Below are 15,926 nucleotides of genomic sequence, written 5' to 3' on the forward strand. Positions count from 1 at the left end.
GCTTGTGCTGGAGTCGCCGCCTTTCACTTCTTCGAGTAATAGATTCAATACGAATACACCATTGTTTCATCATTAATTTTTTCTTTATAAAATGGAATCAATTTCATAACTCAAAATATGATGCGAAATTCCGAATGATGAGTGTGAACTTCACTTCAGACGGACGCTTTCCCGAGGGTGCGCCAATTACCTCCAAAAATGAGTTGTTATTTTCGGTTTTCTCCCTTTAAACGGAACTACTTATAAAAAAGTGCCTAGCTTCTCCTCAGGAGAACCAGGCACTTGATTAGCATCTCTACCCTTATTCGTAATGGTTGACGATGATATCTGTACAACTTTCACATAAAGTTGGGTGGTTTTCATTTTTACCGAGTGATGGTGTGATAATCCAGCAACGGTCGCACTTTTCGCCTTCTGCAAAGTCAACATTCACTTGAAGATGTTCGTATGACTTTGCTTCACTTGGTGCATCATTTCTCTCTCCAGCTAATGTTGCTTGAGATGTAATAAATAGTTTATTTAAGTTTGACACACCTTCTAAAAGCTCTTTGTCTTTACCATCGGCATATAAATAAACGTGTGCTTGTAAACTTTTCTTAATGCCTTTTTCATTTCTTGCTTCTTCTAATGCTTTTAAGACATCGTCACGTAATTCCATGAAGCGGTCCCACTTATTTTTCAACGCTTCTGTTTGTTCAAATGTTTTTACTTCTGGCATATCTGTTAATTGAACACTCTCTGCATCAACGTTTGGAATGTGCTTCCATACTTCATCTGTCGTATGCGATAAAATTGGTGCAATTAGCTTAGTTAACGTCATTAACGTTTCATACATGACCGTTTGAATACCACGTCGGTCAGGGTGATCTGCATGTTGGATATATAATGTATCTTTTGCAATATCCATATAGAATGAACTCAACTCAATTGTACAGAAGTTATGGATTCTGTTATATACAGATGCAAATTGGTAGTCTTCATAGCTGCCTTTTACTTCTTTCACTAAATCATTTAGTTTCACAAGCATGTATTGGTCTAGTTCAGATAAATCTTCAAAGGCTACTGTGTTCGTTTCAGGATTAAAATCATGAACGTTTCCGAGTAAGAAGCGGAACGTATTACGAATTTTACGATATACTTCTGCAACTTGTTTCAAGATGTTATCTGATACACGAACATCTGCTTGATAATCAACAGAAGCGACCCATAAACGTAAAATATCGGCACCTAGTTGCTTCATCACTTTATCCGGAATAATAACATTCCCTAATGATTTACTCATTTTGCGTCCTTCACCATCTAATGTAAAACCATGGCTTAATACGGCTTTGTAAGGTGCCTTCCCTGTTACAGCTACGGCTGTCGATAAGGATGAGTTAAACCAGCCACGATATTGGTCTGAACCTTCTAAGTAAAGATCAGCCGGACGAACAAGATCATCTCTTTCTTCTAACACGGACTGATGTGAAGATCCAGAATCGAACCAAACGTCCATAATATCCATTTCTTTTGTGAATTCACCATTTGGACTATGTTCAGAAGTGAAGCCTTCTGGTAGAAGGTCTTTCGTTTCCCATTCAAACCAGATGTTAGAACCATGTTCACGGAATAGATTTGAAACATGTTCGATCGTTTCGTCCGTAATGATCGGTTCGTCATTTTCACCATAGAAAATCGGAATTGGTACACCCCAAGCACGTTGACGTGAAATACACCAGTCTCCTCGGTCACGAACCATATTGAATAAACGAGTTTCTCCCCATTTTGGTAACCATTCAACGTCTTGGATCTCTTTTAATAATTCTTCACGGAAGTCTTTAATTGACGCAAACCATTGTGCTGTCGCACGGAAAATAACTGGTTTTTTCGTTCTCCAATCGTGCGGGTAAGAATGTGTCATAAAGTTTAATTTAAGAAGTGACCCAACTTCATCAAGCTTTTCAGTAATTGGTTTGTTGGCGGCATCATAAAACAGCCCATCAAACATTGGTGCTTCTTCAGTAAATACACCTTTATCGTTAACTGGACATAAAACGTCTAAGCCGTATTGTTGTCCGACGATATAGTCGTCTTCACCGTGACCTGGTGCTGTATGAACACAGCCAGTTCCAGCTTCTAAAGTGACGTGTTCACCTAAAATAACTAAGGAATCTCTTTCATAAAACGGATGTTTCGCAACCGTTTTTTCTAGTTCAGCACCTTTATATGTTTTCACAACTTCGTGGTCTGTCCACTCAAATTCTTCAACTAGCTGTTCAACGAGTCCTTCTGCAACAATGTATTTATTGTTATTAACATTTACGACTGCGTACGTTAATTCTGGGTGAAGTGCAATCGCTAAGTTTGCTGGAATTGTCCATGGAGTTGTTGTCCAGATGACGTATTTTTCATCTCCATCTAATACGCCTCGACCGTCTTTCACATCAAATGCAACGTAAATCGATGGGGAACGTTTGTCATGATACTCGATTTCCGCTTCCGCTAACGCAGATTCTGAAGATGGTGACCAATATACAGGCTTTTTCCCTTTGTAAATATAGCCACGTTTCGCCATTTCGCCAAATACACGAATTTGTTGTGCCTCGTATTCAGGGTTTAATGTTACATATGGGTTATCCCAATCACCACGAACACCTAGACGCTTAAATTGCTCTCTTTGACTGTCAATTTGGTTTAATGCATATTCCTCACACTTTTGACGGAATTCTGCAACGCTAAGCTTTTTACGATCTACTTTCCCTTTTTTCGTTAAGGCCGTCTCAATTGGAAGGCCATGAGTATCCCATCCTGGCACATACGGTGCATGGAACCCCGACATCGACTTATAACGAACGATAAAATCTTTCAAGATTTTGTTTAATGCATGCCCCATATGAATGTCTCCGTTTGCGTATGGAGGTCCATCATGTAAAACAAACACCGGTCTTCCTTTCGTTCTTTCTTGCACTTTATTGTAGATTTCTTGTTCGTGCCATTCTTCCTGCATTTTTGGTTCACGATTTGGCAAATTCCCGCGCATTGGGAATTCTGTTTTTGGCATTAATAATGTATCTTTGTATTCCATTTGTAACATCCTCCTTTATATTTCCGCATTCTGGCAAAAAAACAAAAAAACCTTCTCATCCACAAAAAGGGACGAGAAGGAACCCGCGGTACCACCCTTATAAACAGCTTATATGACTAAACGAGCTGTTCACTTCAGCATTTCATAACGGTAAATGAACCGACACATCCTACTCATTGACATTTTCAGTGTGTAACTCAAGGGTGATCTTCCTTTTTACATTTGCACCAGACTCTCACCAACTCTGGCTCGCTTTAGCAAAACGATAAAAAGTACTGTCCCTATCAACGTCTTAAAGTTATTAACATTTTGACCAGATAAAACGAAATTCAAACTAATAATTTTAAATTGCTTATAAAAGTATATGATAAAGATGATTTAAGCGTCAAGATTATCCTTTGACATTCTCAAAAGATTCGTTTGTACCTTCTTCTTCTTCTTCTGTAAATTCGCTTAGCTTATCCCACTCATCATTATTTAACATTTCTAATTGTGCTTCTAACAACATTTTAAAACGAGTGCGATAAACAGACGACTGTTTTTTAAGTTCTTCGATTTCTAATGCAATCTTTCTAGATTTTGACAATGCTTCATTAACAATTCTGTCTGCATTTTTTTCAGACTCTTTTATTATGAGCTTCGCTTCTTTTTCTGCATTTCGTCTTACATCTTCAGCAGTCTCTTGTGCAACTAAAATAGATTTATTTAATGTCGTTTCTATGTTTGAGAAGTGTTTAAGCTTTTCTTCTAATTCATAAACACGATCTTGTAAATCTTTTTTCTCTCGAATCACAATTTCATAATCTTTAATGACTTGGTCTAAAAATTCATTCACTTCATCTTCATCGTACCCACGAAAACCACGAGTAAATTCTTTATTATGAATATCTAATGGTGTTAACGGCATATAGAAGCCACCTCCAACTTGTTTTAAAGAAAATATATATAATTAAATATTACCCAACAGAAATAGATATGTACACGTATTTCGACAAGGTCCATTTAAGTTCCTGCTTGTATGACAAAATAATTTATTTAGGAAATCCAATTGTCAAACGCCATTTTCCTTTTTTCGTCTGACCTTCACAACTTGAAATGAAACATCGACCTTTCCCTCTAACAGATAACACGTCGTGTTCTTGTAATTGGTAACTAGGATCTTCAACTGTTTTCCAATTTACTTTTATTAAGCTACCTTCAATCATCGGTTTAACCTTTGACCTTGACTGTCGATACGCTTCAGCAATGACGACATCTAACCTTAAAGATGACACTGTAACTTGGGAAAATTGGTATTCAGCTTTTGGTTCAATCATTTCACTTTGCTCAATCTCTGTTAACGTTATTTTTGCTTTCCCAACAGCTGTTAAATTCCATTCAACAAAGTCAGCCACTTCTTTAGCAACGACGATTTGATATGATGTTCCATTAGATAAAATATCGCCAAATTTTTCCCTTATTACCCCAATATTCATCAATGCTCCTAATATTTGACGATGTTCAATCGTAATAAATTTGTGAGGATATTCGACATGAAATAATTTCATTTCATAATCCTCTTCATTAGGAGAATAATATGAAGGGTATACAAGCACTCTTTTTCGTTCAGTCTTTTCGTGTCCGCCCCAAAAAGAATATTTCACATCATCGTTTTCACCGAAAATACTAGAAACAATCGCTTGTTGTCGTGGGTCAAGAAAATCAGTGAGCTTTGGACGATACTGTTCGATTACAATTGATTTCCATTCTATTACTTGGTCAACAAACGGATGCTCGTCCTTTCGAAAGTGATCATAAATACTCATACTTGCTCACTCCGGAATTATATTATTTATTAGACTTGTTACCCTATTAAACTGAATAAAAAGCGTACGCCATACATCGCTAAATTTAATGAAAAAATCGCAACGATTGGTGAGATATCGATCATACCAAGTGGTGGAATCATTTGACGAAATGGTGCTAAGTAAGGCTCTACTAACCTTCCGACTATTTGACCAAAGCCCGTCCCTCTTGCATTTGGAAACCAAGACATAAAGATGTAGATTACGCATAAGACTAAATAAATCGTCATAACATTTATAATTAAACCTTCAATCGTGCCTAACATTCATTTCACCACCCTATAAGTTGTTCTCTTTTACCATCTCAGAAATATTCCCTGTTACATCTACATTATCAGGGGTGCATAAGAAAATATTCATTCCGAGTTTTTGAATATCTCCACCAATCGCATAAACAGTGCCACTTAAAAAATCTACAATTCGTTTTGCTTGATCTCTTGGCAAGCGTTGTAAATTAATGACAACTGCTTTGCGGTTTTTTAAATGATCTGCAATTTCTTGAACTTCATCATAGCTATGAGGTTCAACTAAGATCACTTTTGCTTGTGATTGAATACTCGATAAACTAACAACATTACCCTTTTGATCTTTTTGAGCATTCTTTACGTCTTCTAAACGAACTTCTTTCTTTGTATGAGAAGGTTCTATATCTTCCATTTCATCTAACTCAGCTTCATTATATTCATCTTCTAATTCAAAAAAACGTTTAAACTTTCTTTTAATACTCATTCTCTCCACCTCAACTCCATCATCATACGTTAATTAACCTACAAGTGCTGAACCTACCCGAATAAAAGTAGCTCCTTCTTCAACTGCCACTGTGTAATCATTGGACATTCCCATGGACAAGTGAGAACAAGGAGCGTGCGGTAATTGCATCTGTTGAATTTCTTCTTTTAATTCACGTAACTTTCTAAAGTAAGGACGTACTTCTTCTGCATCTTCAACAAACGGTGCCATTGTCATTAGCCCAACAACTTCAATCGCTTTGTATTTACAGAGTTCTTTTATAAATGGAATTGTCTCCTCAACTGACAATCCCGATTTTGAACTTTCCCCAGATACATTTACTTGAACAAAACATTTCTTTTTTTCGCCCTCTGGTGTCCGTTTCTGGACCTCTTTAGCTAACGACATTCTGTCTAATGAATGAATATAATCAAAAGCATGAATCATTTCTTTTACTTTACGTGACTGGAGATTACCTATAAAATGCCAAATGCCGTTATCTCCTAATTCATTCCATTTTGCCATTCCATCTTCAGCACGGTTCTCACCAATATGTTCAACTCCGGCTTCAAGTGCTTCTTTTGTTCGATCAATGGAAACATATTTTGTTACAGCGACAATGTTTACATCAGCTGCATTGCGGTTACTTTTTTGGCAAGCTTCTTCAATCGATGCTTGTACGTTTTGTAATTGATTCTTCACTGACACTTGAGCTTCTCCTTCCAACTTACATGATAAAACAATATTCTACTTTAATCATAAAGAATCTTGTCGCCGCAAGCAATGGTTTCATGAAAAATTAACCACTAGACAAAATTGAATGTGGTTAATTTTCCTCTTTTTCGTCAGTTGAAGCTTGTAATTGTCCTGACCCTTGATAACGAACAAGGATCACATCAGATCCGATTTTTACGATGTTTTTCCATGGAATGATGATTTCGTCTTCTTTACCGAAAAGATTCATCATTCTTCCTCCTCCTAAAATTACCGCTTCAACGCGTCCTGTTTCTAAATTAATATCAATGTCTGAAATATGACCTAACAACCGTCCGTCTGATAAGCTAACGATGTCCTTCGATTGGATATCAGAAATTTTTAGCATCCTCGTCCCCTCCTATTCCTTACATTTTATGCAAGTACCTCTTTCGATATTTCTGACTTTATTTCTTTTTTCTCGTTACCACTATTAAAGTTTGTTGCCCCGGCTCGCCCACGGCAAAGAAGACACCGTGAATGCAAGCGAAGTGAAGCATGAACGGATGTCGCACTTGTGCCCTGGGGTGCAAAGAAGACACCGTGAATGCAAGCGAAGTGAAGCATGAACGGATGTCGCACTTGTGCCCTGGGGTGCAAAGAAGACACCGTGAATGCAAGCGAAGCGAAGCTAGAACGGATGTCGCACTCGTGCCTAGAGGTTAAAGCGAGCATATAAGCTGGCAAACATAAGTAATTATTTTCAGGTAGTCACTATGCAAGAAAAAAGAGCAACTTGAAAATCAAGTTACTCTTTTGCGTGTTTATTCATTTGTTGTATTGCTGCTTTTTCGAGTCTAGATACTTGCGCTTGTGAGATGCCGATTTCGTCTGCGACTTCCATTTGTGTTTTCCCTTGGAAAAAACGCATGTCCAATATCATTTTTTCACGGTCATTTAAACGAATCATCGCCTCTTTTAGAGCAATCTCTTCAATCCACTGAATGTCCTTTTGTTTATCGTCACTAATTTGGTCAACGACATAGATCGGATCACCACCGTCATTATAGATTGGTTCAAATAAGGACACTGGGTCTTGGATTGCATCTAATGCGAAGACAATATCCTCTTTTGGCACGTCTAAAACTTTAGCAATTTCTTGAACAGTCGGCTCTCGTTCCCGGCTTTTCTCACTCATTAGATTGTCTCGGACTTGCAACGCCTTATACGCAATATCGCGTAATGACCTTGATACACGGATCGGATTATTATCACGTAAATAACGACGAATCTCACCGATAATCATAGGTACTGCGTAGGTTGAGAATTTTACATTTTGACTCAAATCAAAATTATCGATGGATTTCATTAATCCGATACAACCTACTTGAAACAGGTCATCGACATACTCCCCGCGATTATTAAATCGCTGAATGACACTTAATACTAAACGTAAATTCCCATTCACAAGCTTTTCTCTTGCGGTCTCGTCACCGTTTTGTAATTGTTCAAAGAGGACTCGCATCTCTTTGTTTTTCAATACAGGAAGTTTTGACGTATCGACACCGCAAATTTCAACTTTATTTCGTGTCAATGCTTTCCCCCCTTAAGGAGCTAATGTACAAAATTCAGTATCTCCTTAGGAGGGAAATTTATGCAGAAATAGATCCATAGACAAAGGCCTAGGATCCCCCTAAGCCTTGATATTACCTATTTTTTTATTACAACATTTTATTAAATTCTTTTTTAAGACGCTTTATGATTCTTTTTTCTAACCTAGAGATATAAGATTGAGAGATTCCAAGCATATCTGCTACATCTTTTTGGGTCTTCTCCTCATCTCCTGCAAGGCCAAAGCGTAGCTCCATAATTTGCTTTTCTCGATCGTTTAACGTTTCTAACGCTTTAACTAATAGCTTTCTGTCAACTTTATCTTCAATTCCACGTGTAATAATGTCTTCTTCCGTACCAAGTACATCTGAAAGTAAAAGCTCATTTCCATCCCAGTCGATATTTAATGGTTCATCAAAAGAGACTTCTGAACGAATTTTATTATTACGACGTAGATACATTAAAATTTCGTTTTCAATACATCTTGATGCATAAGTTGCCAGTTTAATTTTCTTCTCAGGATCAAAAGTATTAACTGCTTTGATTAATCCGATCGTCCCGATACTAATTAAATCTTCTATATTAATTCCTGTATTTTCAAATTTCCTCGCAATATAAACGACTAAACGAAGATTGCGTTCTATAAGCATCGCTCGTACGGAATCATCGCCATTTGGTAACTTTTTAAGTAAATATGCTTCTTCTTCTTTCGATAACGGAGGGGGTAACGCTTCACTACCTCCTATGTAAAACACTTCATCAGATTTTAACCCTAATTTCATTAATACCTTATGGATGAAAAGACGAAATTTAAGTTTCCATTTATTCATGCTTCTTCCCCCTTATATTCTACTATGCTAACGCTATTTTTTTCTTCTGTTGCATCATTCTAGGGTGCAGTAAGCATTGATAATCGTTTCTGTCAGATAACGGCGATGTACTTAAACCAATTAAAATAGAATGACATTGAAATACTTCTCCTTGATCATAAAGCGTTATACTATCGGGGCGGACAGCCCACATAAATTTATTTGTTTCTCCTACCGTCCTAAACGGAAGCAAAGTAATTTTACTTTGATATTCAGAAGGGACCTCTTCCATTTTCGATAAATCTTGTTCTTTTATTAAGTTTTGGATGGAAAGAGGGAATTGATCTCCTAATTCCGTCATATCTATGACAACGACTGGTTTCCTTGTAAACGGATCTTCAAGACGATTCCCGCTATCCACAAACCCATTTAAATGTAATTGGATGTCATTAATTATTATTTTTACATCATATACTTCATCGTATCGAATTTTTTCTGTTTCAATTGCTTCGAACCGTTTTTTCGAATAATAGTACATGATCGGTAATCCTATAATGACGAAAGCCCAACTTATTGGACTTCCGAAACCGCTTGTTTGAGTTGCAAACGTCCCTTGGATGAAATCCATATCTGTTTGCAAGAAAAAGTGTACTCCTAATAGTCCACCTCCTACTGCAAAGTTAACAAAGTAAAACATTAACCATGCTTGAATAAAAAGTCTAAAACGGTGAAATCCAAAAGTAATTACAATGATAAAGACAGAGTAAATTCCTTTAATTAATGGATTAACAGCAATATCCTGAAGCGGTGTAAATAATAAGAAAATATAAAAAGAAGCAAACAGCGCGCCAACAATTAAACGGAATTTACGTAAGTCACGTTTTAAAACGATAGCAGTCAAAGTTAATAACATAAAATCTACAAGAAAGTTTAATAGCCAAACAACATCTAAATAAATTTGCACTGCTTCCACCGTCCGATTTGGAATTTGAACATAGTATAGCGTACATAAACGGGTATGTCTGTCACATCTTGAAATGAAAATAACACTAATTTTGGCACGTTAGCACATATCTTGTCACTCTATTTTTAGTAAAAAAAATAAAAGGTAGATATAAATCTGAAGAAATAAGGCTGCTCGTGGATTTAAAGAAGAACAAATGGTGTCGAATGTTTTTCGTGGTATCGTATATATTTACGTTCGTTGTGTTGTTTTTATTTTATTCCTCATGGTGCCAATACACTAGCATGGTTGTCTACCCTGAAAATAAATCTAGTTTGGAAGCATAAGTTGCTTCTTCCTCTACTAGCTTTTGCTACGTAGCTGAATCCGTCGGCGCAGCTCTCAGTGGTTCGACGAAGCAGTGTTTGTTGCTTCGCTTTCTTCGGGCACGGCCTCAACTTCCCAAAACTCAATACTTTCTTTTTAGGTGATTTTCGGCTCGTGCAGTTCCTGTTTCTTCCTCTTCTAGCATTGCTTTGTCGTTAGCTGCGTTGAAACAACTCGTAGCTAACTCGTGAAGCCAATGCTGGTCGCTAGAGTCTCACAACATGCTTCTAAACTTACCTTAATAAATTTATAATAAAACCATTTTCATATTTCATAGTACGAAAAAAATCGCACCATGTCGTTTGAATATAAATGGGCTCTCGTGTTCATTTTTTTATAAACAATTTGGCTTATCGTTAAAGAGATTCTTAGTACTCTTCACCTGCGACGAGTAACCGCAGGAGCACACAGCACTACAACCCTGAGACTACTTCGACCTGCGACGAGCAAGCATAGCGGCGCAGGAGCAACGAGCATTCGCTTCTCCGAATATGCTTCGAGCTGCCTCGACGCACCTTCTTCCTTGAAGTACTTGAAGAGGAAGAGGCACGTAGTCTGCGACGAGTAACCGCAGGAGCAGTTATAACTTTAATCCTTTAGTAAGTTAAAAATTCTGGCTCTCTGTCAATTGTTGTTGTGCAGAAATTCCCAATTCTCTCTACCCATGCGGTTTAAACCGCATGGGATCTAACCATTTGTCTCCACAAAATCTTCATTCGTAATCTCTCAAAGCTTTTAATTCCATATGACATCCTCTTCGTTACTTTCGTTGTATTATTCACACCTTCAATGTAGCCATTGTTATAAGGATACATAAACGATTGGAGGATCTCTGTTTGCCATCTCTTAAACATTTTTACTACCCTTTGAAATGAAGGAATGCCGGACTCTTCCACAAAGGTATACCATGCTTCTAAACCAACTTTCGCATTCTCTGGTGTACTCTGTTTAAACCATTGGTCTAGCGCATTTTTCACTTCATATGCCTGTCTTAACTGTGGGTGTGCTTGTAATAGCTTTTCTACCTTCGCTTTGCCTTTCTCATCAAGCTTTTCAGGTGACTTCCATAAGAGTTCTTTACATCGTTTAAGCTTAATACGAGGGTCTTTTTGTAACTCATTCTGTAGTTCACGTCGCACTTCATCAAATGCCCAGTACCCGTGACGCATGAAATGAAACCGATCAGCTATGATTAGTGGACTCCCTAATTGTCTACGTACTGCTTCTTTAAATGCTTTGGATAAGTCTATAACAACGATCTCTACCTTACCGGTGTCGCATTCTTTAAAGTAATTTTCAATCGTTTTCACTTTTCGATCCGGTAATATATCAATGATATGTCGATTTTCTACATCAACGATCACAGTTTGGTACTTTTCTTTACCTGCATCTCCCTTAAACTCATCAATCGCAATCGCTCTTGGAAGGACTTTGTTTACAGTTATCTTCCGTTTGTCAAATAGGCGGAGGTAACGATTCGTACTCATTCCTGAGATTCTAGCTGCGTGTGTAAAACTCATTTCAGAACATAAGGATAACGCTTCTTGAGCAAGCATTGATGTATGTCGTTGGTATTTATCTAGAAAAGATAACTTCTCAAAAAATGCATGGCCACAGTTCATACAACGATATCTGCGTTTCCTTAATTGTAAGTAAACCTTTTTCTCTGCTATCTGAGCTCCTTGAATCGATTGCATTCTATATCCATGGATTCGCTTTGTCTTCTCTTTACATTTTGGGCACTTTTGTTTTCGGACTTCGCTATGAAGTTCAAACCAAAAGCACTGTTCTTCTTCTCCTGAATCAAATACGAATACATGCTTGTCTTTAATCCCTAATAACTTTGTGATAAAATCTAGTTGCACCTTAATTCTCTCCTTGTTTCTTTTTGTGTGGTAACTCAAGGTTAACAAAAAGAGAGAATTGGGTGCTATTTTTTTGTCTTTTTTTAGATCAAAGAGAAACATTGATCCGATAAGGGTGACCACAACATTCAGTATAGAACCAAAATTCTTAAAGTATAAAAAAAAGAATGCCTGATTTGACTCAGACATTCTCTATGATTCTTATGTGATTACGTACGACGTTTACGGTTTCTAAGGAACGTCGGAATATCTAAAGTATCTAATTCATCTTCTGAATTAGAAGGTTGTTTTTTCGGAGTTGATGCTGGCTGCTCTTGTGGAGTTTCTGTTCTGTTTACTGGCTTTGAGCGTTGAACAGAAGCTTGTGGTTGAGCAGATTGTCCTTTATCAACTGGTGGTGCATCATCAAAACCTGTAGCAATGACAGTAACGACAATCTCATCTTTTAGATTCTCGTTAATTACGGAACCGAAGATCATATTTACTTCACTGTCTGAGGCTGTTGATACAATTTCAGCAGCTTCATGAACTTCAAAAAGACTTAAGTTCGTACCGCCGGTAATATTCATTAGAACACCTTGAGCTCCATCAATAGAAGTTTCAAGTAGTGGTGATGAAATGGCTTTTTTCGCCGCTTCTGCAGCTCTATTCTCACCAGTTGCAACTCCAATCCCCATTAAAGCTGAACCTTTTTCACTCATGATTGTTTTCACATCAGCAAAGTCTAAGTTAATAAGTCCTGGAACTGCGATAAGGTCCGAGATACCTTGAACACCTTGACGTAATACATTATCTGCTTCTCTAAATGCTTCAAGCATCGGTGTATTTTTATCAACAATTTCAAGTAAACGGTCATTCGGAATTACGATTAACGTATCTACTTTTTCTTTCAATGAATCAATACCGCCACCGGCTTGCATCATACGTTTACGGCCTTCAAAGGTAAATGGACGTGTAACAACACCTACTGTTAACGCGCCAGCTTCTTTGGCAATTTCAGCGATAACTGGAGCAGCACCAGTTCCAGTTCCACCACCCATTCCAGCAGTAATAAAGACCATATCCGCACCACTTAGCGCTTCTTCTAGGTATTCACGACTTTCTTCTGCTGCCTTTTTACCAACTTCAGGATTTGCACCTGCTCCTAATCCTCTTGTCAGCTTCCCACCTAGTTGTAATTTCGTTTCTGCTTTTGATAAATGAAGAGCTTGTGCATCTGTGTTAACTGCAATGAACTCTACACCTTGTAATCCATTTTCAATCATGCGGTTTACGGCGTTACTTCCGCCGCCACCTACACCTATTACTTTTATCGTTGCTAATTGATCCATGTCCATTTCAAATTCTAACATTTCCGATCCCCCAATCCATCTTGGTACACATTTTCAAATTCATTCTCATTCAAAGAAAACCTTGAACCAGTTTGAGACCTTTTTCTTTACGCCTGGCCCTTCTGGCTGTGCATTTTGTTTTACTTTACGTTCTTTCCGTTCGTGTCTTTCATTTCTTTCATTGGATTCTAAACTGCTGCCCTCTTGGCCTGATAATGCAGCAGGAAGTTCTTTTCCTTGAATTCGTAAGTTACGATGCGCAAAAGTAATGATACCAACCGCATTTGTGTAATGTGGTTCCCTTACACCTATGTAATCTGGTATAGCAATACGTACATTCTTTTGCAACACATCTCTAGTTAGTTCAAGAATACCAGGTAATTTAACTGTTCCACCAGTTAACACATAGCCTCCAGCTAAATCTCGATAACCTAGTCGTTGAATTTCTTTTTGTACGTATTGTAAAATTTCTTCAATTCTCGGTTCAATGATGTTGGCTATCTGCCATTGCGAGAATTCTTGCTTTTGATCACTACCAATCTCCGAAACTTCGAAAGTTTCATCATCGGAGGCATGATCGACAAAAGCATGTCCAAATTCTTTCTTCACAGATTCAGCTTCTTCTGTAGATGTTCGTAACCCAACTGAAATGTCATTTGTAATATGGTCTCCACCTAGAGGAAGCTGAGAAGTCGCTTGTAGAACCCCATTTTCAAAAATAGAAACGGTTGTAGATCCCCCACCTAAGTCGATGAGAGCAACACCTAAACTCTTTTCATCTTTAGATAGTGCAATAGAACCAGCAGCAAGAGGCTGTAATACAATGTCTGCAACACTTAAGCCGGCTTTTTCTACACAACGAAGGATATTATGTAACATCGTTTTTGATCCAGTAATGATCGTCCCTTCCATCTCTAAACGAACACCTATCATCCCACGCGGATCATTAATTTCATCTAGTCCATCGACAATAAATTGTTTCGGAATGACATCAATAATTTCTCTTTCTGGTGGAATTGAGATGACTTGAGCTGCATCAAGTACTCTGGTGACATCTTCATTCCCAATCTCTCTGTCTTCACTCGATACGGCAACAACACCATGGCATGGTTGAAGTTGAACATGATTACCTGTAATTCCGACGATTACATGGTTAATCGAAAGCCCAATCATTCTTTCTGCTTTCTCAACGGCTCCTTGAATCGACTGAACAGTTTCATCTATATCAACAATCGAACCTTTTTTTATACCTTTAGAATCTGTTTCTCCAACACCAATGATATTCAACGTTCCGTTCGACATTTCTCCAATAATGACGCGGACGCTTGATGTGCCTATATCTAATGTTACGTATGTTTCTTGGTTGTTCATTGGCTGGCACCTCCTTTAAAGCATACATACTTTTTTCAATGGTCAATTTCTTTTAATAGGTAAACTTGTATAGATATGAAACTTATTCAACAACGAAGCCCCATTCCCCTTTTTTCATAGATATTTTTTTAAAATTAATATAAAAATTATCTCGATTTTTTAAAAGTGGGACCCGTTGATAAAAAAGCAGCATAAAATGATCTTGCTTATTTTAGGTTTCATGCACTTTCTCACCTTTCGTTTTCATCCATCTATTCAATAAAATTCGTCGGATGACAGCGATGTTATGAAAGAGGCGAACACCAAATGCAAATACAGCTGCTAAATACAAGTCTACACCAAGATGAACACCTAGAAAAGCCAAACCCGCTGCTAAAATAATATTTGTAAAAAATCCGGTTAGAAAAACCTTTTCATTAAAGACTTTTTCCATATGAGCTCGAATGCCTCCAAATAATGTATCTAGGGCTGCAAGCACTGCGATAGATAGGTAGCTGCTATACTCATCTGGGATACGAAACTCAGAGAAAAGTCCTAAGAGGATTCCGATGAAAAGACCTATAATAGGAAGCCACATATTAGGAATCCTCCTTTATCGGAGACATATAACGAACGCGATATGACCTCTCATAAGCAGGTAATGTCACATGATTTATTGGTTGAGATTCAATCCGGAAATTTTCATAGGAAAAAAATTCTATCGATTGAGATGACATTATTGCATGGTGGAGTCTCTCTGGGTCATCAGAAATGACTCGCACTTTTAATGGAAATTGCGTCATTCGACTACTATTAACAAGAGTAACCCCATTTGCTTCACGAATCGCTGAGTTTGAAACAATCCGTTGATGGCCAATTGCAATTTCTTTTGCGCCATTTATATTTAATTCATTAACTAACATTCGTAATAAATGTGGTGGGACTGACCGTATACCGCCCCCAGAATAACTTTCATCAAACTGTGGACTAATGTCGATAATTACGCCAGGACCACTCGCTTCAGTTAACCCAGCAACTTCTTCCAACTCATTAATCACCTCTAATATGACTCCTTCCACATCTTCAGATTGCTCTAACTCATTTAGAAGTTCAATGTGTTTTTCAATTTCTTCATTTAATTCTTTTTGTCTTTCTTTTTCAATAGTTAATGCTTGTCTTAATTCATGTATACTACGTGTATCTCTAACTTCTGTATCTTTTGTTGTTTGAAATTGTATAGCGATCATAAAGCCAATTATTAAGGTGACAAAAGTAAAGATGATCATACGATCCTTCATTG

General features: G+C 37.5%; 15 protein-coding genes and 1 other annotated feature. All 15 genes read right to left on the reverse strand.

Annotation, left to right across the window (positions count from 1 at the left end):
• Positions 1-301: 301 nt before the first annotated feature.
• The 15 genes from ileS to LGQ02_RS13245 all read right to left on the reverse strand — a co-directional run bounded on the left by ileS (position 302) and on the right by LGQ02_RS13245 (position 15,924).
• A complete protein-coding gene (gene ileS, locus LGQ02_RS13175) occupies positions 302-3,064 on the reverse strand; it encodes an isoleucine--tRNA ligase (protein WP_226514824.1) in 2,763 nt (920 codons plus the stop codon).
• Between the two features lie 64 nt (positions 3,065-3,128).
• Positions 3,129-3,361, reverse strand: a binding site (T-box leader).
• A gap of 94 nt (positions 3,362-3,455) precedes the next feature.
• Positions 3,456-3,971 (reverse strand): DivIVA domain-containing protein, encoded by a 516-nt coding sequence (locus tag LGQ02_RS13180; protein WP_226514825.1) that lies wholly within the window; start codon positions 3,969-3,971, stop codon positions 3,456-3,458.
• Positions 3,972-4,095: 124 nt separating this feature from the next.
• Positions 4,096-4,869 (reverse strand): YlmH family RNA-binding protein, encoded by a 774-nt coding sequence (locus LGQ02_RS13185; RefSeq protein WP_226514826.1) that lies wholly within the window; start codon positions 4,867-4,869, stop codon positions 4,096-4,098.
• A gap of 38 nt (positions 4,870-4,907) precedes the next feature.
• A complete protein-coding gene (locus tag LGQ02_RS13190) occupies positions 4,908-5,174 on the reverse strand; it encodes a YggT family protein (protein ID WP_226514827.1) in 267 nt (88 codons plus the stop codon).
• A 13-nt stretch (positions 5,175-5,187) separates the two neighbouring features.
• Positions 5,188-5,637 carry a cell division protein SepF gene (locus LGQ02_RS13195; RefSeq protein WP_226514828.1) on the reverse strand — a complete coding sequence of 150 codons (450 nt, stop codon included), beginning with the start codon at positions 5,635-5,637 and terminating at the stop codon, positions 5,188-5,190.
• A gap of 33 nt (positions 5,638-5,670) precedes the next feature.
• Positions 5,671-6,345 carry a YggS family pyridoxal phosphate-dependent enzyme gene (locus LGQ02_RS13200; RefSeq protein WP_226514829.1) on the reverse strand — a complete coding sequence of 225 codons (675 nt, stop codon included), beginning with the start codon at positions 6,343-6,345 and terminating at the stop codon, positions 5,671-5,673.
• Positions 6,346-6,463: 118 nt separating this feature from the next.
• Positions 6,464-6,739: a YlmC/YmxH family sporulation protein gene (locus LGQ02_RS13205; protein WP_226514830.1), complete on the reverse strand. Its 276-nt coding sequence runs from the start codon at positions 6,737-6,739 to the stop codon at positions 6,464-6,466.
• A 399-nt stretch (positions 6,740-7,138) separates the two neighbouring features.
• Complete coding sequence (gene sigG / locus LGQ02_RS13210; RefSeq protein WP_226514831.1) at positions 7,139-7,924, reverse strand: RNA polymerase sporulation sigma factor SigG; 786 nt, start codon at positions 7,922-7,924, stop codon at positions 7,139-7,141.
• A 127-nt stretch (positions 7,925-8,051) separates the two neighbouring features.
• Positions 8,052-8,771, reverse strand: coding sequence for an RNA polymerase sporulation sigma factor SigE (gene sigE / locus LGQ02_RS13215; RefSeq protein ID WP_226514832.1), 720 nt, complete (start codon positions 8,769-8,771; stop codon positions 8,052-8,054).
• Between the two features lie 22 nt (positions 8,772-8,793).
• Entirely contained in the window at positions 8,794-9,714 is a 921-nt protein-coding gene (gene spoIIGA, locus LGQ02_RS13220) for a sigma-E processing peptidase SpoIIGA (protein WP_226514833.1), read from the reverse strand.
• 1,037 nt (positions 9,715-10,751) lie between these two features.
• On the reverse strand, positions 10,752-11,945 hold the full coding sequence (locus LGQ02_RS13225; RefSeq protein ID WP_226514668.1) for an ISL3 family transposase: 1,194 nt from the start codon (positions 11,943-11,945) through the stop codon (positions 10,752-10,754).
• A gap of 209 nt (positions 11,946-12,154) precedes the next feature.
• Complete coding sequence (gene ftsZ / locus LGQ02_RS13230; protein WP_226514834.1) at positions 12,155-13,297, reverse strand: cell division protein FtsZ; 1,143 nt, start codon at positions 13,295-13,297, stop codon at positions 12,155-12,157.
• Between the two features lie 45 nt (positions 13,298-13,342).
• Positions 13,343-14,647 carry a cell division protein FtsA gene (gene ftsA, locus LGQ02_RS13235; protein WP_226514835.1) on the reverse strand — a complete coding sequence of 435 codons (1,305 nt, stop codon included), beginning with the start codon at positions 14,645-14,647 and terminating at the stop codon, positions 13,343-13,345.
• A 211-nt stretch (positions 14,648-14,858) separates the two neighbouring features.
• Positions 14,859-15,224: a small basic family protein gene (locus LGQ02_RS13240; protein WP_226514836.1), complete on the reverse strand. Its 366-nt coding sequence runs from the start codon at positions 15,222-15,224 to the stop codon at positions 14,859-14,861.
• Between the two features lies 1 nt (position 15,225).
• Complete coding sequence (locus LGQ02_RS13245) at positions 15,226-15,924, reverse strand: DUF881 domain-containing protein (protein WP_226514837.1); 699 nt, start codon at positions 15,922-15,924, stop codon at positions 15,226-15,228.
• Positions 15,925-15,926 lie beyond the last annotated feature (2 nt).

This window comes from Bacillus shivajii (assembly GCF_020519665.1).
GTDB lineage: Bacteria > Bacillota > Bacilli > Bacillales > Salisediminibacteriaceae > Bacillus_CA > Bacillus_CA shivajii.

Excerpts from the sequence above, each read along its gene's own strand:
- ileS (WP_226514824.1), bottom strand. The coding sequence starts at position 3,064 with ATGGAATACAAAGATACATTATTAATGCCAAAAACAGAATTCCCAATG.
- LGQ02_RS13180 (WP_226514825.1), bottom strand. The coding sequence starts at position 3,971 with ATGCCGTTAACACCATTAGATATTCATAATAAAGAATTTACTCGTGGT.
- LGQ02_RS13185 (WP_226514826.1), bottom strand. The coding sequence starts at position 4,869 with ATGAGTATTTATGATCACTTTCGAAAGGACGAGCATCCGTTTGTTGAC.
- LGQ02_RS13190 (WP_226514827.1), bottom strand. The coding sequence starts at position 5,174 with ATGTTAGGCACGATTGAAGGTTTAATTATAAATGTTATGACGATTTAT.
- LGQ02_RS13195 (WP_226514828.1), bottom strand. The coding sequence starts at position 5,637 with ATGAGTATTAAAAGAAAGTTTAAACGTTTTTTTGAATTAGAAGATGAA.
- LGQ02_RS13205 (WP_226514830.1), bottom strand. The coding sequence starts at position 6,739 with ATGCTAAAAATTTCTGATATCCAATCGAAGGACATCGTTAGCTTATCA.
- sigE (WP_226514832.1), bottom strand. The coding sequence starts at position 8,771 with ATGAATAAATGGAAACTTAAATTTCGTCTTTTCATCCATAAGGTATTA.
- ftsZ (WP_226514834.1), bottom strand. The coding sequence starts at position 13,297 with ATGTTAGAATTTGAAATGGACATGGATCAATTAGCAACGATAAAAGTA.
- ftsA (WP_226514835.1), bottom strand. The coding sequence starts at position 14,647 with ATGAACAACCAAGAAACATACGTAACATTAGATATAGGCACATCAAGC.
- LGQ02_RS13240 (WP_226514836.1), bottom strand. The coding sequence starts at position 15,224 with ATGTGGCTTCCTATTATAGGTCTTTTCATCGGAATCCTCTTAGGACTT.
- LGQ02_RS13245 (WP_226514837.1), bottom strand. The coding sequence starts at position 15,924 with ATGAAGGATCGTATGATCATCTTTACTTTTGTCACCTTAATAATTGGC.